The organism is Hoyosella sp. YIM 151337, from assembly GCF_026041215.1.
Lineage (GTDB): Bacteria > Actinomycetota > Actinomycetes > Mycobacteriales > Mycobacteriaceae > Hoyosella.
Genome location: NZ_JAPEIQ010000013.1, coordinates 420,488 through 444,908 on the forward strand (window position 1 = coordinate 420,488; position 24,421 = coordinate 444,908).

General features: G+C 63.1%; 27 protein-coding genes and 4 tRNA genes. 16 read left to right on the top strand and 15 right to left on the bottom strand.

Features of this window, described 5'->3' with window-relative positions; all coding sequences use genetic code 11:
* Positions 1–106: 106 nt before the first annotated feature.
* From ONR57_RS08115 to ONR57_RS08135, 5 genes are all read right to left on the bottom strand, one after another.
* Positions 107–1,036, bottom strand: coding sequence for a phosphatidylinositol mannoside acyltransferase (locus tag ONR57_RS08115; RefSeq protein WP_265122643.1), 930 nt, complete (start codon positions 1,034–1,036; stop codon positions 107–109).
* The gene (gene pgsA / locus ONR57_RS08120) at positions 1,033–1,689 is read right to left on the bottom strand and encodes a phosphatidylinositol phosphate synthase (protein WP_265122644.1); all 657 of its coding nucleotides are present in this window, start codon (positions 1,687–1,689) and stop codon (positions 1,033–1,035) included. Before pgsA ends, ONR57_RS08115 begins: the two co-directional genes overlap by 4 nt.
* Positions 1,690–1,782: 93 nt before the next feature.
* Positions 1,783–2,343: an HIT domain-containing protein gene (locus ONR57_RS08125; protein ID WP_279347623.1), complete on the bottom strand. Its 561-nt coding sequence runs from the start codon at positions 2,341–2,343 to the stop codon at positions 1,783–1,785.
* Entirely contained in the window at positions 2,340–4,397 is a 2,058-nt protein-coding gene (gene thrS / locus ONR57_RS08130; RefSeq protein ID WP_265122646.1) for a threonine--tRNA ligase, read from the bottom strand. Before thrS ends, ONR57_RS08125 begins: the two co-directional genes overlap by 4 nt.
* 95 nt (positions 4,398–4,492) lie before the next feature.
* Positions 4,493–4,996 carry a TIGR02611 family protein gene (locus tag ONR57_RS08135; RefSeq protein WP_265122647.1) on the bottom strand — a complete coding sequence of 168 codons (504 nt, stop codon included), beginning with the start codon at positions 4,994–4,996 and terminating at the stop codon, positions 4,493–4,495.
* Between the two features lie 189 nt (positions 4,997–5,185).
* Here ONR57_RS08135 and ONR57_RS08140 point away from each other — a divergent pair, with 189 nt between their 5' ends.
* Positions 5,186–5,515: a TfoX/Sxy family protein gene (locus ONR57_RS08140; protein WP_265122648.1), complete on the top strand. Its 330-nt coding sequence runs from the start codon at positions 5,186–5,188 to the stop codon at positions 5,513–5,515.
* A gap of 39 nt (positions 5,516–5,554) precedes the next feature.
* On the opposite strand, the gene ONR57_RS08145 is transcribed toward ONR57_RS08140, so the two are convergent.
* Positions 5,555–5,626, bottom strand: a tRNA-Val gene (locus ONR57_RS08145).
* A gap of 193 nt (positions 5,627–5,819) precedes the next feature.
* On the opposite strand from ONR57_RS08145, the gene ONR57_RS08150 reads away from it, so the two are divergent.
* The 3 genes from ONR57_RS08150 (at position 5,820) to ONR57_RS08160 (ending at position 6,078) form a co-directional block, all read left to right on the top strand.
* A tRNA-Gly gene (locus ONR57_RS08150) sits at positions 5,820–5,892 on the top strand.
* A gap of 25 nt (positions 5,893–5,917) precedes the next feature.
* Positions 5,918–5,988, top strand: a tRNA-Cys gene (locus ONR57_RS08155).
* Between the two features lie 15 nt (positions 5,989–6,003).
* Positions 6,004–6,078: transfer RNA gene (locus ONR57_RS08160), tRNA-Val, on the top strand.
* A 113-nt stretch (positions 6,079–6,191) separates the two neighbouring features.
* Here the strand turns inward: ONR57_RS08160 and ONR57_RS08165 are convergent.
* Complete coding sequence (locus ONR57_RS08165; RefSeq protein WP_265122649.1) at positions 6,192–6,617, bottom strand: DUF6463 family protein; 426 nt, start codon at positions 6,615–6,617, stop codon at positions 6,192–6,194.
* Between the two features lie 80 nt (positions 6,618–6,697).
* Between ONR57_RS08165 and ONR57_RS08170 the strand changes: the two genes are divergently transcribed.
* Positions 6,698–7,297, top strand: coding sequence for a TetR/AcrR family transcriptional regulator (locus tag ONR57_RS08170; protein WP_265122650.1), 600 nt, complete (start codon positions 6,698–6,700; stop codon positions 7,295–7,297).
* Between the two features lie 36 nt (positions 7,298–7,333).
* On the opposite strand, the gene ONR57_RS08175 is transcribed toward ONR57_RS08170, so the two are convergent.
* From ONR57_RS08175 to ONR57_RS08185, 3 genes are all read right to left on the bottom strand, one after another.
* Positions 7,334–7,891, bottom strand: coding sequence for an ABATE domain-containing protein (locus tag ONR57_RS08175; RefSeq protein WP_265122651.1), 558 nt, complete (start codon positions 7,889–7,891; stop codon positions 7,334–7,336).
* Positions 7,892–7,988: 97 nt separating this feature from the next.
* A complete protein-coding gene (locus tag ONR57_RS08180) occupies positions 7,989–8,885 on the bottom strand; it encodes an alpha/beta fold hydrolase (RefSeq protein ID WP_265122652.1) in 897 nt (298 codons plus the stop codon).
* Between the two features lie 152 nt (positions 8,886–9,037).
* On the bottom strand, positions 9,038–9,211 hold the full coding sequence (locus tag ONR57_RS08185; RefSeq protein WP_265122653.1) for a hypothetical protein: 174 nt from the start codon (positions 9,209–9,211) through the stop codon (positions 9,038–9,040).
* A 178-nt stretch (positions 9,212–9,389) separates the two neighbouring features.
* Between ONR57_RS08185 and ONR57_RS08190 the strand changes: the two genes are divergently transcribed.
* Genes ONR57_RS08190 through ONR57_RS08200 form a run of 3 tightly spaced genes read left to right on the top strand, consistent with a single transcriptional unit; the run spans position 9,390 to position 10,920 of the window.
* Complete coding sequence (locus ONR57_RS08190) at positions 9,390–9,776, top strand: cupin domain-containing protein (RefSeq protein WP_265122654.1); 387 nt, start codon at positions 9,390–9,392, stop codon at positions 9,774–9,776.
* 30 nt (positions 9,777–9,806) lie between these two features.
* Positions 9,807–10,277, top strand: a complete 471-nt coding sequence (locus ONR57_RS08195; protein ID WP_265122655.1) for a GyrI-like domain-containing protein — start codon at positions 9,807–9,809, stop codon at positions 10,275–10,277.
* Positions 10,278–10,311: 34 nt separating this feature from the next.
* Positions 10,312–10,920, top strand: coding sequence for a GNAT family N-acetyltransferase (locus ONR57_RS08200; protein WP_265122656.1), 609 nt, complete (start codon positions 10,312–10,314; stop codon positions 10,918–10,920).
* On the opposite strand, the gene zapE is transcribed toward ONR57_RS08200, so the two are convergent.
* Positions 10,917–11,942, bottom strand: a complete 1,026-nt coding sequence (zapE, locus tag ONR57_RS08205) for a cell division protein ZapE (protein WP_265122657.1) — start codon at positions 11,940–11,942, stop codon at positions 10,917–10,919. The two genes, ONR57_RS08200 and zapE, sit on opposite strands and share 4 nt — an antisense overlap.
* A 67-nt stretch (positions 11,943–12,009) precedes the next feature.
* Between zapE and ONR57_RS08210 the strand changes: the two genes are divergently transcribed.
* From ONR57_RS08210 to ONR57_RS08230, 5 genes are all read left to right on the top strand, one after another.
* On the top strand, positions 12,010–12,756 hold the full coding sequence (locus ONR57_RS08210; RefSeq protein WP_265122658.1) for a pyrimidine reductase family protein: 747 nt from the start codon (positions 12,010–12,012) through the stop codon (positions 12,754–12,756).
* Between the two features lie 74 nt (positions 12,757–12,830).
* Complete coding sequence (locus ONR57_RS08215) at positions 12,831–14,405, top strand: alpha/beta hydrolase (protein WP_265122659.1); 1,575 nt, start codon at positions 12,831–12,833, stop codon at positions 14,403–14,405.
* 113 nt (positions 14,406–14,518) lie between these two features.
* On the top strand, positions 14,519–15,802 hold the full coding sequence (locus ONR57_RS08220) for a glycosyltransferase family 87 protein (protein WP_374116419.1): 1,284 nt from the start codon (positions 14,519–14,521) through the stop codon (positions 15,800–15,802).
* A gap of 48 nt (positions 15,803–15,850) precedes the next feature.
* Positions 15,851–16,279 carry a peptide-methionine (R)-S-oxide reductase MsrB gene (msrB, locus tag ONR57_RS08225; RefSeq protein WP_265122662.1) on the top strand — a complete coding sequence of 143 codons (429 nt, stop codon included), beginning with the start codon at positions 15,851–15,853 and terminating at the stop codon, positions 16,277–16,279.
* A 218-nt stretch (positions 16,280–16,497) separates the two neighbouring features.
* On the top strand, positions 16,498–16,845 hold the full coding sequence (locus ONR57_RS08230; protein WP_265122664.1) for a hypothetical protein: 348 nt from the start codon (positions 16,498–16,500) through the stop codon (positions 16,843–16,845).
* A gap of 3 nt (positions 16,846–16,848) precedes the next feature.
* On the opposite strand, the gene hemQ is transcribed toward ONR57_RS08230, so the two are convergent.
* The 3 genes from hemQ to hemE are packed head-to-tail and all read right to left on the bottom strand — an operon-like array spanning position 16,849 to position 20,037.
* Positions 16,849–17,544 carry a hydrogen peroxide-dependent heme synthase gene (gene hemQ / locus ONR57_RS08235; RefSeq protein ID WP_265122666.1) on the bottom strand — a complete coding sequence of 232 codons (696 nt, stop codon included), beginning with the start codon at positions 17,542–17,544 and terminating at the stop codon, positions 16,849–16,851.
* Positions 17,545–17,548: 4 nt separating this feature from the next.
* Positions 17,549–18,946: a protoporphyrinogen oxidase gene (gene hemG, locus ONR57_RS08240; protein WP_265122668.1), complete on the bottom strand. Its 1,398-nt coding sequence runs from the start codon at positions 18,944–18,946 to the stop codon at positions 17,549–17,551.
* Positions 18,947–18,957: 11 nt separating this feature from the next.
* On the bottom strand, positions 18,958–20,037 hold the full coding sequence (gene hemE, locus ONR57_RS08245) for a uroporphyrinogen decarboxylase (protein WP_265122670.1): 1,080 nt from the start codon (positions 20,035–20,037) through the stop codon (positions 18,958–18,960).
* A gap of 180 nt (positions 20,038–20,217) precedes the next feature.
* Here hemE and ONR57_RS08250 point away from each other — a divergent pair, with 180 nt between their 5' ends.
* From ONR57_RS08250 to ONR57_RS08260, 3 genes are all read left to right on the top strand, one after another.
* On the top strand, positions 20,218–20,814 hold the full coding sequence (locus ONR57_RS08250; protein WP_265122672.1) for a DUF3000 domain-containing protein: 597 nt from the start codon (positions 20,218–20,220) through the stop codon (positions 20,812–20,814).
* 74 nt (positions 20,815–20,888) lie between these two features.
* Positions 20,889–22,130, top strand: a complete 1,242-nt coding sequence (locus ONR57_RS08255) for an HRDC domain-containing protein (RefSeq protein ID WP_265122674.1) — start codon at positions 20,889–20,891, stop codon at positions 22,128–22,130.
* 11 nt (positions 22,131–22,141) lie between these two features.
* Positions 22,142–22,456: a hypothetical protein gene (locus ONR57_RS08260; RefSeq protein ID WP_265122676.1), complete on the top strand. Its 315-nt coding sequence runs from the start codon at positions 22,142–22,144 to the stop codon at positions 22,454–22,456.
* Here the strand turns inward: ONR57_RS08260 and dxs are convergent.
* Positions 22,453–24,408 (bottom strand): 1-deoxy-D-xylulose-5-phosphate synthase, encoded by a 1,956-nt coding sequence (gene dxs, locus ONR57_RS08265; RefSeq protein WP_265122677.1) that lies wholly within the window; start codon positions 24,406–24,408, stop codon positions 22,453–22,455. The two genes, ONR57_RS08260 and dxs, sit on opposite strands and share 4 nt — an antisense overlap.
* Positions 24,409–24,421 lie beyond the last annotated feature (13 nt).

A 24,421-nucleotide genomic window follows, 5' to 3' on the forward strand; every position in this document is an offset into this window, starting at 1 on the left:
TCCTCCTCATTCCACTCTGGTGCATCGAGCCCACCACGGCCACCCCATCGTGGCCAGTCCTGCAGGGACTGCCGGGGCCACACCGCGCCCGGCCTGTACGTGCGGGTCAGCCCATGGCCCGGCTTGGCACTCCCATCCGTGCGAGCCGCTCGGGCGACAGGTCACTCCACCACAGCGGCTGCAGCATGTGCCAATCGGCTGGGTGCCGGACGATATTCAGCGAGAAGACATCCGCAAGTTCCTGCGTGGCGGCTTCAATTCCCTGTTGAAGGCTAATTTCCGGCTCCGCTTTGAAGCCCCACGCACGAGCGGTGAACCAGCAGTGCACCGGAACCAGGGCCGCACCCGTCTCCGCCGCCAGTTTTGCCGGGCCCGCAGGAAAGCTGGTGCGCTCACCGAAGAAATCGACCGGCACTCCTGCAGCCGTGAGATCGCGGTCAGCAAGCAGGCACACGACTTTTCCGGCCTCGAGACGCTGCTTGAGCACACTGAACGGCGGCTGCTCTCCCCCGCTTGCCGGGAAGATCTCGAAGCCCAGCGATTCCCGGTATGCCACGAAACGCTGATATAGCGACTCAGGCTTGAGCCGCTCTGCGACAGTCGAGAACTTGCCCAGCTGGTGCACCAGCCACACACCGGCAAGGTCCCAATTGCCGCTATGCGGGAGGGCAAGCACCACTCCGCGGCCCTCCGCGTGCGGGTCAACGAAGTGCTCACGGCCTGCCACACTGTGGTCAATCGCATGCGCGACGGCACCTAGGTCCATTGAGGGCAAGCGGAACGCCTCCCGCCAGTAACGCGCATAGGAACGTACTGCTGCGCGCATCAGCACGTCAGGCACTGCCATCGGGTGTACGCCGAGGACTCGCGCAAGGTTGCGGCGCAGCTGTGCCGGGCCGCCCGCACGTGACGCATAGTCCGCGCCCATGTTGAACGCACCCGCTGCAACCGGCTCCGGCAGCGCGCGCACAACACGCCAGCCGGCTGCGTACGCGAGGTCTGACGCGTTGCCAGCCAGCAATGCCGATTGCTTCATGTGCCCTCCGGTGTCTCGTCCGCGTCAAGCTCAGCGTCTCTGATGATGGTCATCGCCCCCGGTGAGCGGCGCACTGCAACGACTCGCTGCACGACCGTGACGACACTCCCGGCCGCGAGCAGCCACATCGCGACGTGAATTGCCCACCCCACACCGATACCGGTGAAGCCCGCGCCGAGTAGCACCACTACGAGACGGTCTGACCGTTCAATCAGACCTCCGTCTGCCCGCAGGCCGCTGGCTTCCGCACGAGCTTTGGCGTAAGAGATCACCTGCGACGCGACGAGACAGATGAGCGTTGCAATGACGAGCGGGCCCGACCCTTCGTGGTACATCGCCCACCAGACGAGCGCGGCGAAGATCGCGCCGTCCGCGATTCGGTCACATGTCGCGTCGAGGACCGCCCCGAACTGTGTGCCGCCGCCGCGGGCCCGTGCCATTGCGCCGTCAACGAGATCGAACAGCACGAACAGCGCGATGACCACAGCACCCCAGAAGAGGTGGTCGGTGGTGAACAGCGCGAGTGCGGCGGCCACCGTCGCGGTCGTTCCCGCGACCGTCACGGCATCAGGGCTAATTCCGGCACGGACAAGCGCCTTCCCGACCGGCGCGGTAACCTTCGACACCGAAGGTCGCCCGAAAACGCTCAGCATGACAGCCCTTTTCCGTGGTGTTGTAGAGAAACGTTACCGAGAGCCTATAGCCGGAGTGCCCGCTAAGCGCGGCAGGTCGGCGTGCTTGTCTCGTCAGTCACCCTTTGCGGGGGCAGCGTCCCAGGCGAGCGATAACAGTGTGCGCGTCTCACGCAACAACTGCGGCAGCACTTTCGTCTCCCCAGTGACAGTGATGAAGTTCGCGTCGCCGACCCACCGCGGCACCAGATGCTGATGCAGGTGCGCGGACAATGATCCTCCCGCCGCACCACCGAGGTTGAGACCGACGTTGAAACCATGCGGCTGCGAAACCCCACGGATCACCCGAAGCGCTTGCTGCGTGAATTCGGTGAGTTCGGCGCTTTCGCCGTCGTCCAGCTCAGTGAGGTCAGCCACATGCCGATACGGGACGATCATCAGATGTCCAGGGTTGTAAGGGTAGAGGTTCAGCACCGCGTAGACCGTGCGGCCCCGCGCGATTACGAGGCCTTCCTCGTCGCTCAGCTGCGGAATACGGCACAGCGGGCAGCCCTCGTCTTTTTCTGGCACTGAGGCGTCCGCGATGTACGACATCCGGTGCGGCGTCCAAATTCGCTGGAGACGATCTGGGGTGCCGACGCCGGAGTCGACAAGCCGGTCATTGTCCACCGTCAGTGTGCCCCGTCCACCTCAAGTGTCTCCGCTGTCGGCGCAGCATTGATCCGCCCGCGAACCCAGCCGGTGATCGTCGTGATGGCTTGTGCTACGGGCACACCGTTGAGTTGCGTTCCGTCGTGGAACCGGAAGCTCACCGCTCCTGCCTCGACATCCCGATCGCCGGCCAGCAGCATAAAGGGAACCTTGCCGGTGGTATGGTTCCGGATCTTCTTCTGCATGCGCTCGTCGCTCACATCCACTTCGGAGCGAATGCCTGCGGCTTTGAGCTGGCTAACCACACTGAACAGGTGCTCTTCGTGCTTCTCTGCAACCGGAATCGCCATCACCTGAATCGGCGCGAGCCACGCAGGGAACATTCCCGCGTAATGCTCAGTGAGCACTCCGAAGAACCGTTCGATCGATCCGAAAAGCGCGCGGTGAATCATCACAGGACGCTGCCGGCTGCCGTCGGGACCGGTGTACTCCAGGTTGAACCGTTCTGGGAGGTTGAAATCCAGCTGGATGGTCGACATCTGCCAGGTTCGGCCAAGTGCATCCTTTGCCTGCACGGAAATCTTGGGCCCATAGAACGCCGCACCACCGGGATCTGGGACTAGTTCGAGACCCGAAGCCTCGCCCACTTCAGCGAGCGTGCGTGTGGCTTCGTCCCAAACCTCTTCGGATCCGACGAACTTCACCTCATCCTTAGTCGACAGTTCGAGGTAGAAGTCGTCGAGACCATAGTCTTTCAGCAAGTCGAGCACGAACTGGAGGATGCTTGCGAGCTCATCGCGCATCTGCTCCTTCGTGCAGTAAATGTGCGCGTCGTCCTGGGTCATGCCACGCACCCGGGTAAGGCCGTGGACGACGCCGGAACGTTCATAGCGGTATACCGACCCGAACTCGAACATCCGTAGCGGGAGTTCCCGGTACGAACGCGCCCGCGACCCGAAGATCAGATTGTGCATCGGGCAGTTCATGGGCTTCAGGTAGTAGTCCTGTCCCGGTTTGCGCAGCGTGCCGTCCTCGTCGTACTCGGCATCGATATGCATCGCCGGGAACATGCCATCCTTGTACCACTCCAGGTGGCCGGACGTCTCGTACAAGTCGCCTTTGGTGATGTGGGGCGAGTACACGAACTCATAGCCGGCTTCGATATGCCGCTGTCGGGAGTAATCTTCCATCTCCTTGCGGATGATTCCGCCCTTCGGATGGAAAACGGGCAGCCCGGAACCGAGTTCGTGCGGGAAACTGAACAAGTCGAGTTCCGCACCGACACGCCGGTGGTCGCGCCGCTCTGCCTCTGCGAGCATCTCGAGATGATGGTCCAGCGCTTCCTGCGATTCCCAGGCGGTGCCGTAAATCCGCTGCAGATCTTCACGACTCTGGTCGCCGCGCCAGTATGCAGCTGAACTGCGAGTGAGCTTGAACGCCGGTATGTGTTTCGTTGTGGGAATGTGCGGCCCGCGGCAGAGATCACCCCACACACGGTCCCCGCTGCGCGCATCGACGTTATCGTAGATGGTCAGCTCGGAACCGCCGACCTCCATGACTTCAGGATCATCGGCACCGGACTTGTCGTCGATCAATTCCAGCTTGAAGGGCTCATTCGCTAGTTCCTCGCGGGCCGCCTCAACGGACTCCACAATGCGCCGAGAGAATCGCTGTGACTGTTTGATGATTTTCTTCATCCGCGATTCGAGGCGGCTCAGATCCTCTGGAGTGAAGGGACGACCGACACGGAAGTCGTAGTAGAAGCCGTCCTTGATCGGTGGCCCGATCCCCAGCTTCGCCTCCGGAAACTCCTGCTGGACTGCCTGCGCGAGAACATGAGCGCAGGAATGACGGATCACGCTGCGCCCGTCCTCGGTGTTCGCGGCGACGGCTTCGACACCGGCGGTCTCGTCAGGAGTCCACGACAGGTCACGCAAATTACCGGCTGCGTCGCGCACGACGACGATTCCGTCCGCACCTTTCGTTGGCAGACCGGCGTCAAACACGGCCCGCCCGGCCGTCGTCCCGGCCGGCACGATCACGCGCTGGGCCTGGGAACGAGTTACGGACGTGGTCACGGTGCGAATCTCCTCATCTGCGCGGACACGAGTTACCTGTGAGTATCTCGATTGACATCTCTCTTGCGGGCGTCACTGGGCTGTCTTCCCAGGGGTTACATCAAAACACCCTCTAGCCACGGCCAGTCAATTCCGAACCACCCTGCGACGAACCCCAGGACTCCGAAGAACCACAGAGTTGCCGCAGTAATTATGACCGTGCCAAGTACACCCAGGAGACGGACCATGACGTGCTGACGCGAATACCATCCGCGCACCGCGTGGTAGCGAGACAACCCGTACTTGAGGACCCGCCGAGCCCAGGCGAACTCCGTGGAAAGGATACCCAATCCCGTAAACACGACGAGCCAGCCTGGGCCGGGGTAAGGAATAAGGATCACTCCGATGATCACGACTGCCGTGCCCACAAGACCAATAGTGATTCGGTACGCCCGCGCCGACAGCGGATGCCGTTTCACGAAACTCCGCATCCACCGCAACTGGTGGAACACCGCGTGATCGAAGAACTTCGGGGTGCCACGGGCCTCCCCTGATCGCCGGGAGGGCCCCGCAGATGCGGCAGGTTCGACCGCGAGTTCCCGATCAGGACCGTTAGACATTCGCCACATGCTCCGGCTTTCGTGCGGGCTCAGAGTCAGCGGAACACCACTCACCGAACGGTGACACGGGGATCATGGCAACCATTCTGCCGCCGCGGTGCACCATCGGCTAGTGTCCAGCACCCTACGCTGGGAAGGAAGAGAGTCATAAGGACGACTCCTTACTAGCGAAAGTGAGGGGAGGTCGAGATGTCGCGGCAAGCCGAGCTGACCGAGCGCCTGCGTGCGCGGCTATCCGGTGCTCGCGAGGTGGCGATGTTCGGAGGCCGCTCATTCATGGTTAACGGCAAGATTGTCGCCAGCGCTTTGCGGGACGGCGACCTGCTGGTCCGCGTCGACGCTGCGCGTCACGATGAACTCGTCACGCTCCCTGGGGCGAGCCAGGCGCAGATGGGCGCGGAACGTGACATGGGCGCCGGCTGGATTGCGATCGACGCCAGTTCCCTCGCTACAAGCGACCAGTTGTCCTTCTGGATCGATATCGCGCTGGAGTACAACCGCACGATCACGACGCGGTGAAAATGCTTGGGAGCATCAGACATGCCAGAACTAGCTGTGTGGTCCCGACTGGGATTGAACCAGCGACCTTTCCGGTGTGAACGGAACGCTCTCCCACTGAGCTACGGGACCAGCCGCACGGCAATGCAGCGCCGATGCGGTCGAAACGATAGCACGTCGGCCACCGGGTCTCCAACATCATCGCGGGCAGCTCCCCAGACCGCCTAACACGCCGCCGCCACCATGGGGATTTGTCTTTGACGGCGCTCGTGAGCTAATGTTCTCAACCGCACCGCCGAACGGAACACCGGGAGGCACGGAGCGTGCGGATGTAGCGCAGCTGGTAGCGCATCACCTTGCCAAGGTGAGGGTCGCGGGTTCGAATCCCGTCATCCGCTCAAGAGGTTGGGCTTGACCCCCTACGGTGGAGTGGCCGAGTGGCGAGGCAACGGCCTGCAAAGCCGTGTACACGGGTTCGATTCCCGTCTCCACCTCTTTACGAGGTTCACGCGCGATTAGCTCAGTGGGAGAGCGCTTCCCTGACACGGAAGAGGTCACTGGTTCAATCCCAGTATCGCGCACCATAGTAACCCCAGGTAAGAGCATATTTCTTACCTGGGGTTTCCTCATTTGTGCAACAGGCGCGCAACTAGGCCGGGCTTAGGTTGCACGCCAGTTGACCTCAGACCCGCAGGCGTCACGCGGCAGGGTAGTTACCTAGACGCGAAGCGTCAGTCACGCTGTTGTTCTCGCGTTTCTCCCGCCGGATCCCTATCAGCAACAGAACGCTGGCGAGCAGGAGAATCGGCCACGGAGTGTAGGGATTAATGATTCCATCCATCATCGTCAGGCCCCCCAGCATCCAGGCGACGAAGGCAGGCGGGGTGATACGCCGCCGATGAAGCCACAGCAGGAGCAGTCCGAGGATGAATAGCGGTGGAGCGAAGCTGGCCAGAGTCAGCCACAGGGCACTCCCCGCTGGGCTCATGTTGGAGAAATCTTCACCCCACAACTGCCCGCTAAACCACGCAGGAACGTGACGAGCAGCGTCCTCGACGACGAACGCGCCGACGGTGTGCGCGGATGCATACACCACCATGAGCCACGACGCGATTCTGATCATGCGATCGCCCCCATTGCGCATCGGCAATAACTGGCATCCATACACTACTGTATGGATATTCAATACAGTAGTGTATGGATGTGGCGAAGGGCAAGTGGACCAAGCAGATGTGGATCGATGCGGCGCTGCGCGCAATCGCGCGAGGCGGGGTGTCCTCAGTCGCGGTAGACAACCTTGCGACCGAGCTCGGCGCGACCCGAGGCTCCTTCTACTGGCACTTCAAGGACCGCTGCGACCTCATCGAGAAATCGATGGTCGCATGGGAGGAAATGGAGACCGGACGCGTCGAACGGTCAATGGCCGAGATCGCAGACCCCGTGGAAAGGATGCGCACCGGCTTCCTCATTGCACTGGCCGACGTCAATGACACGAGCATCCCGAACCTCGAACCGGCGATTTATGCGCAGCCGGAGGATCCCGCAGTCGCAGCAGTTATCCAGCGGGTGAACGCGCGGCGGATAGACATCCTGACTCGCGGATACACCGACCTCGGCCTCCCGCCTGAAACCGCCAGGCTCCAGGCGGTTCTGGCGTACGCCACCTACCTGGGCTGGCTCCAGCTGCAGCGCATCGCCGCCGATGAAGTGCCTGAGGTTGCAACAGAAGGACCGGCGGCGCAGGCATTCGCAGTCCACATCATCGAGCAGCTTGTTCCGGGCGGACAGGATGGGAATCGCTGACAGCTGCCGCAGCACACGCCGAACCTGGCGCGCTCGTCACAGGTGGGAGGAGCGGTAACGAGCGGCTTTGGCCTGGTTACCGCAAGTCTTCATGCTGCACCAGCGCCGCCGGCGACCACGGGAGGAGTCGATGAAGAACCAGCCGCAACGGTCGCAGGCGCGCACGCCCTGCGGCGGCGGGTCGAGCACAAGCGTGAGCCCGCTCAGCGCCACGACTGTGAGGGCCCCGCGCGGGTCGTGCGAGCTGATGCAGCCGTCAGCATGAATGGCCACGTCAGCAATGGAGCGCCGGGCGATATCCAGCAAGCCTGCGAAGGCATCGGCTGGGATTGTGCGCCTGTCCCTGTGTGCATCAAAGACGGTCCACAGCAGCGTGCGCAGCGTGCGAGCCTCTTCGAGGTTACCCTCGGTCACACTAACGCGGGGGGCGTCCTGGAGCAGTCGCGTTCGGGTCAGCCAGGCGGCGAGCGCGTCGGTGTCGGTGAACAGGTCGGTGCCAATTTCTGGCCATCGGCGATAAACGGTGTTCGCGAAATCCAGTGCGAGGTTCCCGGCGATGAAGTGGTCCTCGAGCCACTCGGTGGAGTTTGTCATGACAGCGGGCAGCGTCCGGCGCCTCGCCCGCCCAGGTCTGCCTCGAAACCGCTCCACGCAGTCGGCCTCGGAGGTGCGGCCAGTAACGCGAGTGCGGTCACGCGGCAGCCCTCGCGCGGTCGAGGGCGTCGAGACTAAAGGCGACTAGCAGGGCGGAGACCTCCGCTGCGTGGGTCTCCATCAAGAAGTGCCCGGCGTCGAAGATGTGCGCCTCAAAGGTCGTGAGCACGTCGTGGTAAGCAAGGACTTCGGCAATGTCGAAGGCTGGATCGTGGCGGCCCCACAGCACCATGCATGGCGGCTGGTGTTTGGCGTGGTAGTCGGCAATCTCCCCGAAGCGGGCGACGTGGTCGCGGTAGTTGACGAAGAACTGAAAGTACACGTCGATGCTCCCTGGCCGTGACAAATGCTCCCAGTCCAGATGCCACGACTCCGCTGGATGCAGTTCCGCCACCTCCGCTGGCAACCCCGCGAGGTAGGTATCTCGCGTGCCCTCGAAAGTGAGCCACTCAGGCAACGCTGCCTTGTTCTCCGCTGTCGGGTCTGCCCAGAACCGGCGAGCGGAGTCCCACGCCGCACCCAAGCCAGCTTCGTGCGCATTGCCGTTCTGCACTACCAGCCCCAGCACGCGTTCTGGGTGTCGTGTGGCCATGTAGTAGCCCACCGGCGTGCTGTAGTCCGTCACGAACAACACGTATCTGGTGACACCGAGGTCGTCGAGCCAAGCCTCGATCACACGGGAAAGACCGTCGTAGGTGTACTGATACTCCCCCAGCGGTGGGACGTCGGAGAACCCGAAGCCAGGGATGTCCGGCGCGACTGCGTAAACATGCTCACCCAGCGCCGGGAGTACCTCGCGGAAGGAGTACGACGAGCTGGGCGCGCCGTGCAGCAGCACGACCGCGGTCGATGACGGCCTCCCCGCTTCGCGATAGTGCACCCGCAGACCCTCGACATGGTGGTCCCGGTGCCTGGTCTTCGCTGTGCGCTTCACGGCGAACCCTCCTTGCTCGCTCCGGACAACTTCTTTCAGTGTAACCCTCTTAATGACTTTTACCAGTTACCCGATGGGGGCCCGCAACGGGCTAGGACCCGGACAGGAGTGCAGCCCCCAATGCGTCCGGGACTGCACTCCTGTCCGGGTCCTCACTGTGTCGGTTCGTCGTCGGTCGCCGACTGCATTTCCTTGTCGTCAAACGATCCCGCAGGACGGTCTACCGGCCCGCCGCCGGGCCCGGTGGTCCCCTTGTCTCGCGAACCTGGTTCCCCACGCTCCTCCTGTGGTTCTTCATCAAGCCGTTCGCCGCCGTTGTCAGTCATCGCGCGCTCTCCTTCCTCTGGCTGTCAGCCAGACATACCCGTTGCAGTACCCACAACCACGCAGCTCAACCCGAGAGTCGGACAACGCCTGTGTGGGTACAGATAACCGCAGTAGGGTAAGAGCGGGCACCGGTTTCGACCCCCGCAAACCGCGCCCCCACCCCTCGAAGGACGCACCATGCGCATCGCGAAATCAGACGTGGATGTCAAGCTGGAAATTCCTGGAGCCGTCGCCCGCCAGCACACCGACTTCGGTGACGCGTCGGGCCTCGGGATGATCAGCGGCGAGTACTTCAGCCTCTCGGCCGGCGTTGACACCACGCCGCTGTTTGAGGGTTTGGAGGGAAACGCCTGCCAATGCCCGCACTGGGGCTTCGTGTTATCCGGGAAGATCACCACCATCGACATCGGCGGCAAGCAGGAAACCGTCGTTAAAGACGACCTGTTCTACTGGCCCCCGGGGCACAACGTGAGAGTGGACTCTGACGCTGAGATCATCATGTTCAGCCCACAAAGGGAACACACGCTGGTTATCGAACACATGAAAGACAAGGTCAGCGGCTAGCTACGTCGCCACGAACCGGAGACGATACCGATGCAGTTCGAAATCGTGAATACAACGGCGCAGCCGATGCTCTACGTCACCCGCAGTTCCAGCATGAACTCTGAAGAGATCGGCGGCGTGATGGGTGATGCCTTCGCCGCGATCGGTGAATTCATCAATCGCAGCGGAGTTGCACCCGCCGGTCCGCCGCTGGCGGTCTACCGAGATTGGGATGGGTCGACGATGAAGGTCGACGTCGGGTTCCCGGTCGCCCCAGACAGCGCGGTGTCCTCCGAACCGGAGGTTCGCTCGGGCCAAACACCAGCGGGCAAGGCTCTCAAGGCGGTGCACCGCGGCTCCTACATGCGGTTGCGCGAGACGTATGAAGCCATGGAAGTCCATATCGCACAGGAAGGACTGACCGCCGGTGAGATCGCATGGGAGGTCTATGTCAGTGATCCGGACCAGACCTCCGAGGAAGACCTACTGACCGAAATCTATATGCGTGTGAACGGGGCTTGAGCAGACCGCGCGCCAAGCCGGTAAATTTGCGGGCGTGACCGAGACCGCCGACACCCGCACGTCAGCCCCCCGTCTGAGCGTCTCCGCGCCGTCCGGACCAACTGTTATCCAACGCGCGACCGCCCTGGATGCCGCTGAAATTGCTTACGTCGCGGCCATCACGTTTCCGTTGGCGTGTCCGCCGCATAGTCACCGCGAAGACATGGCGGCGTTTATAACATCCAACCTATCCCCCGCCCATTTCGGCGCATACCTCAGCGACCCGGCGTGCGCGGTGTTCGTTGCCCGCACCGAGTCGGAGATAACCGGCTACACACTTATCAAAACGGGCCCGCCCGCCGCGGACGCGGAATGTGAGCTGCCTCCTGGTCTCGCACTCGAATTGAGCAAGATTTACGTGTTGCCCGGCCACCACGGGACAGGAACCTCGGCTCAGTTGATGGGTGCGGCAGTGCAGCATGCGCGCAACGCTCGCGCGAGCACACTGTGGCTCGGGGTGAACTCGCTCAACGAGCGGGCGCAGCGCTTCTACCGAAAGTGCGGTTTCACTTACGCGGGTACTCGAACGTTCACCGTCGGCAGTCAGACGGAGCACGATTTCATTTTCGCGCTGAACCTCAGCAGCGCCGCACCGGACGTCTAGGCGCCCGCGCGCGTAGCCGCGCCGAAGCGCGACAGCGCCAGCAAACGCGAGGTGGCCCGCAAGTACTTCTTCCGGTAGCCACCAGCAAGCATTTCCTCGGTGAAGATCTCGTCGAGCTTCGCGCCGGAGACGATTACCGGGATACTCGCGTCGTACAGTCGGTCCGCCAAGACCACCAGTCGCAGCGCAACCGCTTGATCATCGGCGGGGCGCACGTCCTCGAGGAAGACAGCGGATACGCCATCGACAAGTTTGCCGTACCGGGATGGGTGAAGTTTTCCGAGATGTGCGCAAAGCTCGTCAAAGTTGTCGAGTGTCGCATCAGGGGTGATCTCCGCGCGCTCGCGAAGCTCTGAACGCTCTGCGGGCGCTGGGGCGGGCGGAAGATCTCGGTGCCGGTAGTCAGGTCCGTCCACCCGTACCGTCTGGAAGACTGACGCGAGTTTCCGGATTTCCCGCAAGAAGTCCTGCGCAGCGAAGCGTCCCTCCCCCAACTGCCCAGGCAGAGTGTTGGATGTCGCGACGACCGACACACCGCTCGCGGCCAATTCTGTTAGCAGGCGGGAAACGAGCATTGTGTCACCGGGATCGTCGAGTTCGAATTCGTCGATGCACAGCACCGAGTGGCTCGACAGTTCCTCCACAGCTTTCATAAAACCCAAGGCCCCCACAACGTGGGTGAGTTCGACGAATGTGCCGAATGCCTTCGGCTCGGGAACCGCGTGGTAGATCGATGCGAGCAGGTGAGTTTTACCCACCCCGAAACCCCCGTCGAGGTACAGGCCCTGCCCCGTCGTGTTTTTCGGCTTCCGGCTGAATAACCCGCGTTTGCCAGATTTACGCGTGACAACTGCGTTTGCGAATTCCCGGGCGGTGTTCACTGCGGCCGATTGCGACGGTTCTTTCGGATCCGGTATGTACGAATCGAAGCTCACGTCGTTGAACATTGGTGGCGGTACCATTTGGGCCACCAACTGATCGGCTGGGATCACCGGATTCCGCTCAGTCAGGCGCGCAGTCATTGGTGCATCGTATCGGCGTGATCAGATAGACACCGTGCGGTATTTCAAATGTGCGACAGATTTCACAGTGACCTGCAGTGATGCTGATCTTCGCGAACTGTATTCCTACCCTGAGTCCCCTTGGCTGCGAATGAACTTCGTCGCCAGCATCGACGGCGCCGTCACCTCAGGCGGCGCGTCCGGGGCATTATCGAGCGAAACGGACAAACACCTGTTCGGCCTTCTCCGTGAACTCGCTGACGTAATCGTCGTTGGTGCAGGCACAATCCGGACCGAGAACTACGGCGGCGCCGTGATCACACGTGAGGCGCAGAGGCGCCGGGCGGCTGCTGGCCAGTCTTCCCATCCGCCGATCGCGGTCGTCACCGCACGCGCCGATCTCGATCCTGATTCGCGCCTGTTCGCCGAAACAACGGCCGCGCCGCTGATCGTGACAACTGCGAACGCCCCCACCGCCGCGAAGGCGACTCTGCGCGCCGCCGGGGGCGACGTCATCGAGGCTGAGCCCGGAAGTTCGGATGGTGTTGACGGCGACAGTCTGATGGCGGCGCTTCAGCGCCGTGGGCTGCGGCGGATTCTGTGTGAAGGGGGACCGCGCCTCTTCGGCCACCTGCTCGCCGCCAACCTCGTCGACGATCTTTGCCTGAGTATCGCGCCGGTACTTACTGCCGGCACCGCCGGCCGTATCGCAGTCAGTGACGCAGCTGGTTCCGCGAACGCCGCACAGCAGCGCAAAATGCGGCTCGCGCATACCCTGTCAGGAGATGACGGAACGGTCTTCACACGGTGGGTCCGCGACCCAGCAGTAGGCTGACATGGGCAAAAGCAACGGCCCCTAGGTAGAACCCGTTCAGCCCGCTCAGTCACCCTGGAAAGGAGTGCGCGCAGGTGCGAAACCGCGCCGCAGCTGTCCTCATTCTTCTGCTGACAGCCTGCCTACTGGGAACAGCGTGCGGTGCCGCGCCATCGAACCGTCCGGAAGTTGCCATCGATTACGGGCCGCCGCCCGCTGGCCCGGGGCCCGACACCGAGGCAGGGGCCCTCCCGGAACTCGACGTGCCGCAGGTCGAAATGGGTTGGCAGGACTGCACCACGACGGTGCTCGGCCATTACGAGCTGCAAGAAGAAACGCCGGGACTCACACTCGAGTGTGCGTCCTTCACCGTTCCAGCGGACCCCAGTGGCCAGGTTGCTGAATGGCTCAACATCGGGCTCACGCGGGCGCGAATGGAAGGCACATCGACTGGTGCGGCACCGCTGGTCCTCACTACCGGCACGAGCCAGCCCTCTTCGCGAGCGCTCGCGGCAATGGCTGCGTCTGCGGGGCCGATTCTCGAAGAACGCCCTATTGTCGCGATCGACCGCCGCGGTACCGGTCTTTCAGATCGGGTCAGTTGCTTCACGCGTGCGATCGAAGAACAACAGCTCGATCTGGGGGCTGGACCGGGGCGCGATCCCGTGGACGCCGCAACCACCGTGGGCCGCGACTCGACACTCGGTTGCACGGACCACATCGATCCCATGGAGACGCTATTCAGCGCAGCGAACGCCGCCGCCGACCTCGAAGCACTGCGTACGCACTGGGGCGTCGACCGGCTCGCACTCGCCGGGATCGGCGACGGTGCGACCGTCGCCCTCGCCTACGCCTCGATGTTCCCTGGGCATCTGTCCCGGCTCATCCTTGATTCCGTTCCCGCTATGCCCGGCGGAACACCTACCCTTCCTGGCTCAGAAGCGATGACGACTGCTGAACAACAGGCACAGGGCGCCGAAGCGGCGCTTACGGTACTGGCGTCGCACTGTCTGGCTATCGATTGCGCGCTGGGGCCAGACTTGCTTTCTGAGCTTCGTGCGCTGCTATCCCGCGCGGCTGAGGGACAGGTGTGGCCTCTCACCCCCGGAGCCCTCGTCTCGACGATCACGGGAGTGCTCGGCGACAACGCGGGAACAGCTACGGAGCGGATGGACCGGCTGATCGGCGCGCTCGAGGCGGCGCGAAACGGATCCCCGGCCGAACTCGTCGAACTTTCGTTCGCAGTGCAGGCGTTTACTGGCGACGATGGCCAATTCGTGGGCCGGTGCAGCGACATCACAACCCGCGCTGTCCCCGAGAACGTCCGCGAGGTTCTCGAACAGTGGAATAGTGACTATCCCCACGTCGGCGAAACACTCGCGCTGAGACAGCTGTTGTGTGTCGCGTGGCCCGCACTTGATCCGATCGAACTCCCCAGCGAGATCAGTGCGCCTGTCCTGCTCGCGGAGGGTGCCAATGACGCGTGGGTGGGCGACGGTACTGCCGCTGACCTGCGCGGACCCTTGCAAGCTGGCGGCGCGCCGACTTACCTGCTGCGCTGGCAAGGTACCGGCCACGGCGTCGTGCTGCATTCAGAATGCGGCGCGAACATCGCTGCCGCGATGATCACAACCGGCGCCCTGCCTGCAGACAACACCTGCCCCGCATAATGTGACCTGCGGCGAGGCACGCCGCAAGTCCGCCCGACTTGGGGTAGTTTACCTGCGTGTTTCCCTCACAGTTGAAGTCAAGGACGCCTTTGCAAACGGGCGACATCATCAAGATGGTGATGTGGCCGCTCGCAGTGATGACGATCATTCACCGCACGGTCATTCTGGCGTTCAACGGCGCTGTGACGAACGACTTCCTGCCGATCTATACGGCAGCGGTGAACTTCATCAATTACACCGACGTATACCTCGACAACTTCAACTGGACGCACCCCCACTATCTGTATCCGCCTAGCGGCACCCTCATGATCGCGCCGCTGGGCTACCTTGATTACGATCTCGCGCGCCGGCTGTATATCGTCATCAATGCGATCGGCGTGCTCATCGCGGCGTATTACCTGCTGAAGATGTTCGGATTCGGCATCAGATCAGTGGCGATGCCAATCACGATCTTCGCGATGTTCTCGACCGAGACAGTGTCGAATACGCTCATCTATACCAACATCAACGGGCTCATCTTCCTGGCTCAAGTGCTGTTCATGAAGTTTCTGCTCGAGCGCAGACTCTGGTGGGCGGGTGTGCCAATGGGTCTCACTATCGCAATTAAGCCGATTCTTGCACCGTTACTCATTTTCCCGTTCATCAAGAAACAGTGGCAGCCGTTTGTCGCCTCAATCGCGATACCTGTGATCCTCACGGCGATCGCATGGCCGTTGTCCAAGGATCCCGGACGGTTCGTCCGGGAGACCGTGCCGTACCTGGCTGAGTCACGCGACTACTTCAATAGCGCGATTTCGGGTAACGCCGTCTACTACGGCTTACCTGACTGGCTTGTACTCGGGCTGCGCGGTCTATTCGCGGTAATCACACTCGTCTCGTTGTGGCTGCTATACCGGTATTACCGCAACGATGAACTCTTCTTCATCAGCACCGCGTCCGGAGTAATTCTCACCGCGCAGTTCCTGTTGGGCTCACTTGGTCAGATGTACTACTCGATGCTGCTTTTCCCACTGCTGATGACAGTGGTGATGCGGCACTCTGTCGTCAGGAACTGGCCTGCGTGGCTTGCAGCGTACGGCTTCCTCACCTTCGACATGTGGTATTCGGTGCCCTGGCGGCAGACCGGCGAGGCCTTCCAGTTCTTACGCACGACGTTCGGTTGGTCGCTGCTGCTCATAGTGATTTGCACAGTTTTGGTCAACCGTTACCTCGACGCGCGCAGGGCCGGAACGCTCGACACGAGTTTCTCGGGGATCTCTGGGATAAACGCGCCTTACCTTCGTAACGACGTCGACCACCCGGTCCCTCTCCACGCGGAGCAGCCCGGCCCGAGCGCGTCCACAGCGCATCGCGAATCACCCAGTGGCGTGCCCGCCGGAGCGAGCACTCGCGTCTGACCGTCAGCAATCGTGGCGACGATGAGATGCACCTATTAGCGTTGAAGCATGAGTACCGAGGAGTTGCCGGCCCCCAAAGTCCAGCTGTCCGACGCAGAGTGGCGCGAGCGCCTCACGGGTGCGGAGTACGTTGTACTGCGCCAGGCGGGCACTGAGCGGCCTTTCACAGGTGAGTACACCGATACAAAGCAGGCTGGAATCTACGAGTGCCGGGCCTGCGGTGCGGAACTGTTTCGCAGCACCGAGAAGTTCGAGTCGCACTGCGGATGGCCATCGTTTTTCGACCCTGCTTCGTCGTCAGCTGTCGTCCTGCGTGAAGACACGTCCCTCGGTATGAGACGCGTCGAGGTGCTGTGCGCTGCCTGCCACAGCCACCTCGGCCATGTCTTTGAAGGCGAGGGTTATCCCACGCCCACGGACCAGCGCTACTGCATCAACTCCATTTGCTTACGTTTAGTCCCTGAAGCCCGCGCTTAACGCCCTAGCGTGCGTTAACGGCGTTCCCCTCTCCCCTGGCAGCCGTTATCATCGTGGTGCCGCGAGACTGTCGGTCGATGCCGAAGCTGCCGTCGAACGACGATGGCGTTTGCATCGATTGATCGCGAAGAATTGGGACAACCCGGCATATGAGCGAGCTTTCTAGGTACTTGAAGGACCATATCCCGCCTGGATGGGGGGTGAGGAAACTCTCGCAGATGGCAGAAGCACATGGACTGCCGCTGTCGATCGCCACCATTTCCATGTATCTGCGGGCCCAGCACGGCAAGCCGACGCATCGCACACTGTGCGCATTCTCCCGGCTACTCGGTATACCACTCGCGCAGTTACTGTCGGTTGCGAAGCTCCCGCCACCTCATGACGATTACCTTTGGACTCCTCCGCGTGAAGCGTGGCAGCTCTCGCGTCAGCAAGGCGACGCAGTGAACGCGTTCATCAAAGCGCTCGCGGACGGCGCTACCGCGGTTGCGCCCGCCGCACCGGCCCGTCGTGCACCGGAGTATGGCTACACCATCATGCGGCGGACTCTCGGACTGAAGGACTGACCCTCAGGGCAGTGCCGCGATCAATTGCGCCGCATCGACACGCGGGCCCGTGAAGAACGGTATCTCCTCGCGCACGTGCAACCGGGCCTCTGTTGCGCGGAGATCACGCATCAGGTCGACGATGCGGTGCAGTTCGGGAGCTTCGAAGGCCAGGATCCACTCGTAGTCACCGAGCGCGAACGAGCTAACGGTATTCGCGCGCACGTCCGGGTAGCCGCGCGCCGCCTTGCCGTGATCCGCCAGCATCTTCCGCCGTTCATCGTCGGGCAGCAAGTACCACTCGTACGACCGCACGAACGGGTAGACGCAAATGTAAGCGCCCGGATCCTCGCCGGCGAGGAACGCAGGGATGTGGCTCTTGTTGAACTCGGCCGGCCGGTGCAGGGCGACCGCGCTCCACACCGGTGCACTCGCGCGGCCGAGTACCGTAGTCCGCCGGAACTCCTGATACGCGGCCTGCAACTCCTCCACCTGCTCCGCGTGCATCCAGAGCATGAAATCCGCGTCAGCGCGCAGACCCGAAACGTCGTAGACGCCCCGAACCACAACTCCACGGTCCTCGAGGGATTTGAGAAACACCTCGAACTCTGCGATAGCCGCATCGCGCTCTTCGCCGAGCACGCCAGGCTCTACCTGGAAAACGGAAAACATAATGTAGCGGATGGTGTCGTTGAGAGCTTTGTAGTCAAGCCGTGCCATGGCCCTATCCTGCCATGTCGCCGAGGGCTTTCGTGACGGCCGCCTCCGCGGACGCGACGCAGGCGGGCACGCCAACGCCGTGCAGGTAACAGCCAGCCACACCCACGCCGCGCAGCCGTGCGATGTCCCCTTCGATTGCGTTGACGCGCGCACTGTGGCCGCACTCATACTGCGGCAACCCGTCTGGCCAGCGCTGAACCCGAGCCGCACGCGGCTCTGCAACGATGTGTGAGACGTGCCTGAGGTCGCGAAGGGCGACGCCGATCAGGACGTCGTCGAGCGAGTCTGTGACAGGTTCCGGATCACCAAAACGGCCCAGTGAGACGCGCAACAGCCCGCGGCCGGCGTGGTGCGGCCACTTCCGGCTCGTGAAGGTCACCGCTTTCGCGTGAAGATCCTCGTCGCCCGCGACGAGAACACCCGACCATTCCGGCAGTTCCGCGTCGCCGGGAAAGGCGAAAGTGACAACCGCGCTGCTCGCGTGCCGTATCTCGCGCGATGCCGAGGCAGCCTCAGGTGCGACCGTCGCGACTGCATGACTCAGGGCGTGTGCGGGAACCGCCAGGATGACGATGTCAGCAGCCGTGGACGAACCATGCGCCACCACCTCCCAGTTCGCCTGTGCGCCGCGCACGATCGATGCGGGGGCGCCATTCCGGATGTCTGGACGCGCGGCTTCGAGCAACGCAGACAGCAGGGTCTTGTAGCCGTTGCGGAACGTAGCGAAAACCGGCCCGGACGCTGCGCCGGACCCGGCGGTCAGCACCTCCTGAACCGCTGCTGTCACACTCGGCGCACCCATGTCGAGCGCTCTCGCGAGCTCGGGAATAGCGGAACGAACACTGACACTGCGCGAGTCTCCGGCATAGACACCCGCGATCAGCGGATCCACGGACCTGCGCGCGACCTCCTGGCCGAACCGCTCGCCCACGAGCTCGGCGAGAGTGCAGTCCGTGCCCGCCGACCATTCGATCGGCCGGTCTGCCTCCGCCGCCGCGTACTCAAGGGTTGCCCGGCTTACTAAGCCCCCCAAGTCGGCGATACTCGATGACGAAGCAGGTATGCCCATGAAGGCACCTGAGGGCAGGGGATGCGCAACCCCCTGGGACCAGATCACCGGCCGGTAGCCGCCAGGTGCCACCAGTTCACCGGAGAGCCCCAGCTCACTAGCGAGCGCCAGCATCTCAGGCCTGCGCCGCACAAACGCCTCGGCACCGACATCCACCTCGAAGTCGCTGACGATCTGGGTGTGCAGTTTGCCGCCCACCCGCGCGGACCCCTCGTAGAGCGTGATCTGCGCGTCGTTTCCCAGCGCTCTGCGTAGCCGGTATGCGGCGGTGAGTCCAGAAATCCCGCCGCCGAGCACAGCGGCACGCACGGGCTGCCCGGTGCGGTGGCTCATACTGCGATCCGTCACAGCGAATGAACCAGCTCCACCACCCGGGTGATCACACCGGGATCGGTCTCAGGCAGTACGCCGTGGCCGAGATTGAAAATGTGCCCCGTAGCGCCACTTCCGAGGGCGGCATCGCCTTCCCTGACGATCCGCCGGACCTCAGCTTCGATCGCTGGCCAGCCGGCAAACAAGATCGCAGGATCGAGATTGCCCTGGAGCGCTTTCCCTGGCCCAGCACGGCGCGCCGCCTCGGCCAGCGGGATCCGGAAGTCGACTCCTACGACATCCGCGCCCGCTTCGGACATAGCACCGAGCAGTTCACCAGTCCCGAGGCCGAAGTGGATGCGCGGCAATGCGGCCTCGGCGAGTTCCTCGAAGATTCGCGTTGAATGCGGCAGGACGTACTCGCGGTATTCCGCAAGCGAAAGCGCGCCTGCCCAGGAGTCGAACAGCTGAACTGCGTCGACACCTGCATGCGCCTGAGCCTTGAGGAACACTATTGCGATGTCGGTGAGCCGGCCCAGCAACTCGTGCCACACCGCTGGCTCCGAATGCATCAGCGCCTTAGTTTGCACATGGTTTCGGCTGGGCCCACCCTCAACCAAGTAGGACGCGAGCGTGAAGGGGGCACCAGCGAAACCAATCAGTGGGACGTCACCGAGTTCGTCGGTCAACAATGCGATCGCCTCCGCCACCGCTGCCACCTCGTCTGGCTGCAGCCGCGGCAGGTTGCGCACATCTGCAGCCGTCCGGATTGGCTCCGCCACCACCGGACCACGGCCAGCGACGATGTCCAGGTCGACGCCCGCGGCCTTCAACGGCACGACAATGTCGGAAAACAAAATGGCGGCGTCCACATCATGGCGACGGACCGGCTGCATTGTGATTTCACACACCAGCTCGGGGCGAAAGCACGACTCCAGCATCCCGATGTCCGCGCGAACCTTCCGGTATTCGGGGAGTGAGCGACCCGCCTGACGCATGAACCACACTGGTCGCCGGGTGGGTTTTCGGCCGGTGGCAGCCGCCAGGAAGGGCGCATCTGTCAGCACACGACGGTGTGGGTAAGCGAGACTGCTATGCGATGAGGCGCTCATGATGGCTCCATCCTCGCATGCCTCGGCACCGCATAGTCATCGCGGTCGCACAAACGGCCGCGGAGAAGATAACGGGTAAGCCGCCGTAAAACTTCAATTCAGTACAGATGCTGTGTGCTGATGCGCGGAGTCGGCGCGCCTCCGATACGCGCAGTGTGATCCAAACTACCGTCCGAAGCTGTGACGACGCCAGGGAATCATTCCGAACCGGAGCAGTTCCGCACAGCTGTTGAATCGATGTCGAGCGCATCCGTTCGGCCGGAAATAGTGGTAGGCCCGATCCGGCCCCCGCAGCGGCTTGCGCCCTACAGCTACGCGGTGGGGGCGGAAGTCAAGCACGTGGCCAGCGACATCGTGCGCGAGTTCTCCGAAGGCGACGCGTTCGGACGGCTCATCTTGCTGTACGACCCTAACGGCGATGAGGCGTGGAATGGCATCTTCCGGCTGGTCTCCTACATTCAGGCGGACGTCGACGCCGCGCTCGCCGAGGACCCATTGCTGCCAGAAGTGGCGTGGAGTTGGCTCAGGGACGCCCTCGACTCACGTACCAGCGAATACACCGCACTTGGCGGCACTGTGACGGCAACCACTTCGGTACGTTACGGCGATATCGCGGGGCCGCCTAAAGCACACCAGCTCGAGATGCGCGCATCGTGGACACCGCAGACACTGAACCTCAAACCGCAGGTCGAAGCGTTCTGCGAGGTGCTCGAGTACGCCGCGGGTTTGCCGCCGATCGGGGTGACCTCGATCAACGGCCGGTTTCGCACACAGTGACCGACACCCGGGATGGCCTCCACCATGCCCAAGTCACCTGCCTGCCGTATGAATGTCACGTACGCTAGCGCGTTATGAGCGAGGCGCATTCAGAGCACAGCGAGCACGAGCCTGTGCCGCTACTCGCTCCTCGGGAGGGCCTGCCACCGCTGATCGAAAAGCCCGCCGATCTTGACGACGCGGCACACGCGCTGCAGTCGGGACGCGGCCCGATAGCGGTGGATGCGGAACGCGCATCCGCATTCCGGTATACAGCGCGCGCGTACCTGATCCAGCTGCGGCGTGCCGGCGCCGGCACTTTCCTGATTGATCCGATCCCCCTCGCCGGTGAATTCAGCACCCTCGCGTCAGTGCTCAATCCCCTCGAATGGGTGCTGCACGCGGCCGACCAAGACCTGCCAGGGCTGGCTGAGCTTGGCCTGGAGCCGCGCGCACTCTTCGATACCGAACTCGCAAGCCGTCTAGCAGGCTTCGAACGCGTCGGGCTCGCAGCGATCTCAGAACGCCTGCTGGGTTACTCGCTCGCCAAAGGGCATGGTTCTGCCGATTGGTCCACACGCCCGCTGCCGCATTCCTGGCTCAACTACGCCGCCCTGGACGTCGAGATCCTTCTCGAGCTTCGGGATGTGCTCGACGCCGAACTGCAGCACCAGGGTAAAAGCGAATGGGCCGCGGAAGAGTTCGAGTACGTGCGCACCCGCCCGTCTGCGCCACCGTCACCAGATCGCTGGCGCCGGACGGCGAACATCCACACCATCCGCGACAGACGCGCGCTCGCGACCGCTCGGGAACTGTGGCTCGCTCGCGACTCCATCGCACAACGGGAAGACATCGCCCCCAAACGCATCCTTCCTGACGCGGCTATCGTCGCTGCTGCGATCCGCCGGCCTCGAACTGCCTCAGACCTCCGCACGGTTCCCGGGTTCGGTGGCCCGCGCCAGCGGCGCCGCGCCCGAGAATGGCTCGACGCAATCGAACGGACCCGTGCCCTTTCACCGTCGGAACTGCCACCGCTGCGCGCCCCCACAGATCCCAGTGCACGCAGCGCACGACCCCGCCCGGGCACCGACGCAGCGCTGCGGCTGACGGAGGCTCGCTCCGCGCTCACTCAGATCAGCGCCGAACTGGACATCCCGCTGGAAAACCTGTTACCCCCCGATATTGTGCGCCGGTTGAGCGTGACCCCACCTGAGCCCGTCACCCGTGACACGGTGATTGAACTGCTTGAAGAAGGTGAGGCGCGACCTTGGCAAATCTCCCTGACCGCGGATGTTCTTGCTCACGCGATCGCCGCGGTCCGGGAGTCAACAGAGTGAGGAGGTGCGCGGTGACCGACCGGCACCACGGAGGCCGTCGCTACCGATTGATCTCAGCGGGTGCAGTAGCCCTTGCTGCGCTGGCTGTGATGGTCCCTGGCTGTTCGAACGGAATCTTAGGGAACAGGGGCGGAGACACGCGCTGCGGCGACTTCCTCTCGCAAGATGAACAGGCGCAACGCGAAACAATTCGCGCCTATCTGCGTGAAGGCGGCGAAGATCCGGTTAACCTGCAGATCGACACGACACGGGTGATCGTGCTCGGCTTCTGCCGAACCATCGGCCGCGATGACGATCCGATCAGGCGAATCGAAGGTAACCGCTAGCCGCTTCCCGAGATGGGTGCCGACTCCCCCATTGACGGGCTCGCGCCAGCCTCGGTATCACTACCCATCGACGTGTTTTCCAGGCGCGCCGCCCAGCCTGTCACCTGCCGGGCAATGTCCTGCGCGGTGATTCCGAGTTCGGTGAGGACCTGGTCCCGGGACGCGTGATCTAGGAACCGCTGCGGGATCCCGAGTTCACGGAATCGAACGTCAACGCCACCAGCTCGCAGAGCTGCCGCGATCGACGCACCGGCACCGCCATGTACGCCGCAATCTTCGATCGTCACCACCAGTCGATGCTGGTCCGCCAGCTTCACTAGCCCTTCGCTGACCGGGAGCACCCACCGCGGGTCGACGACCGTCGCCGCGATGCCATGGTTGCGCAGCAGGTCAACCACATCAAGGGCGACGCGGGCGAACGGCCCGACAGCCACAATCAGTACGTCAGCTCCTGCGTCACGGTGCAGAATGTCGATTCCGTCGTGAGTCCGTTCAAGGGCCGGGATGTCCGGGCCGACCGCGCCCTTCGGGAACCTCAGAGCGGTGGGCCCGTCGGTGATCCGCACGGCTTCACCGAGTTCCTCACGCAGCGTCGCAGCGTCACGCGGCGCAGCGACCCGAATACCGGGAACGATGCCGAGGATCGACAGATCCCACATACCGTTGTGGCTCGCGCCGTCCGACCCCGTTACACCCGCCCTGTCGAGCACGAGGGTCACAGGCTGTTTGAGTAACGCCACATCCATCAACAGCTGATCGAACGCACGGTTGAGGAAGGTAGAGTACACCGCTACTACTGGATGCAAACCACCGAGCGCGAGACCTGCGGCCGAGGTAAGCGCGTGCTGTTCGGCGATACCCACGTCGAACATCCGGTTCGGGAACTTCTGCCCGAACGCGGCGAGGCCAGTCGGCCCCGCCATCGCGGCAGTGATCGCCACAACGTCTTCGCGCGCGCTCGCGATGTCGATGAGTTCCTCGGAAAACACCGAGGTCCAATCCCGCGCCGGTTTGCTCTTGGCCAGACCAGTCTCCGGGTCGATGACGCCAGTGGCGTGCATCTGATCGTCCTTGTGGTTTTCCGCAGGCAGGTAGCCCATACCTTTGCGGGTGACAGCGTGGACGATCACCGTGCCACCGAAATCCTTGGCACGCCGCAGCGCCGCCTCCAAGGCGCCAAGATCGTGCCCGTCCACCGGGCCCAGGTATTTGATGCCCAAATCTGAGAAGAGGGCCTGCGGACTCACGGCGTCTTTGATTCCCGCTTTCATGCCGTGCAGCATGGCGTAGGCGGCATCACCTACGACGGGGATCCCTTTGATAGCCTTCCGGCCGCTGGCCAGCATCTTCTCGTAGCCGGGCTGCAGCCGCAGAGCGGACAGGTGGTCAGCAAGCCCGCCGATCGTCGGCGCATACGAACGGCCATTATCGTTCACCACGATGACGAGGGGGCGCTCCTTGTCGAGCGCGATATTGTTCAGCGCTTCCCAGCACATGCCGCCAGTCAGCGCGCCATCACCGACGATCGCGACGACATGCCGGGAACGCTGTCCCGTAAGCGCGAATGCCTTGACGAGTCCATCTGCGTACGAGAGCGCTGCAGACGCGTGCGACGACTCGACCCAGTCGTGCTCGCTTTCCGCACGAGCGGGATAGCCGGAGAGGCCACCCTGTTTGCGCAGCGTGTCGAACTGGCCGGTGCGCCCGGTCAGTATTTTGTGGACGTACGCCTGATGGCCGGTGTCGAACAGCAACGCGTCGTGCGGCGAATCGAAGACGCGGTGCAGCGCAAGTGTGAGTTCGACGACGCCCAAGTTGGGACCGAGATGGCCGCCGGTGGCCGAAACCTTCTGAACGAGGAAGTCCCTGATCTCGCCCACGAGGACCGTGAGGTCTTCGTGGGACAGCTCCTTGACGTCATCGGGAGTTCGAACGCGCTCCAGAAGCCCCAACGAGTATCTCCAT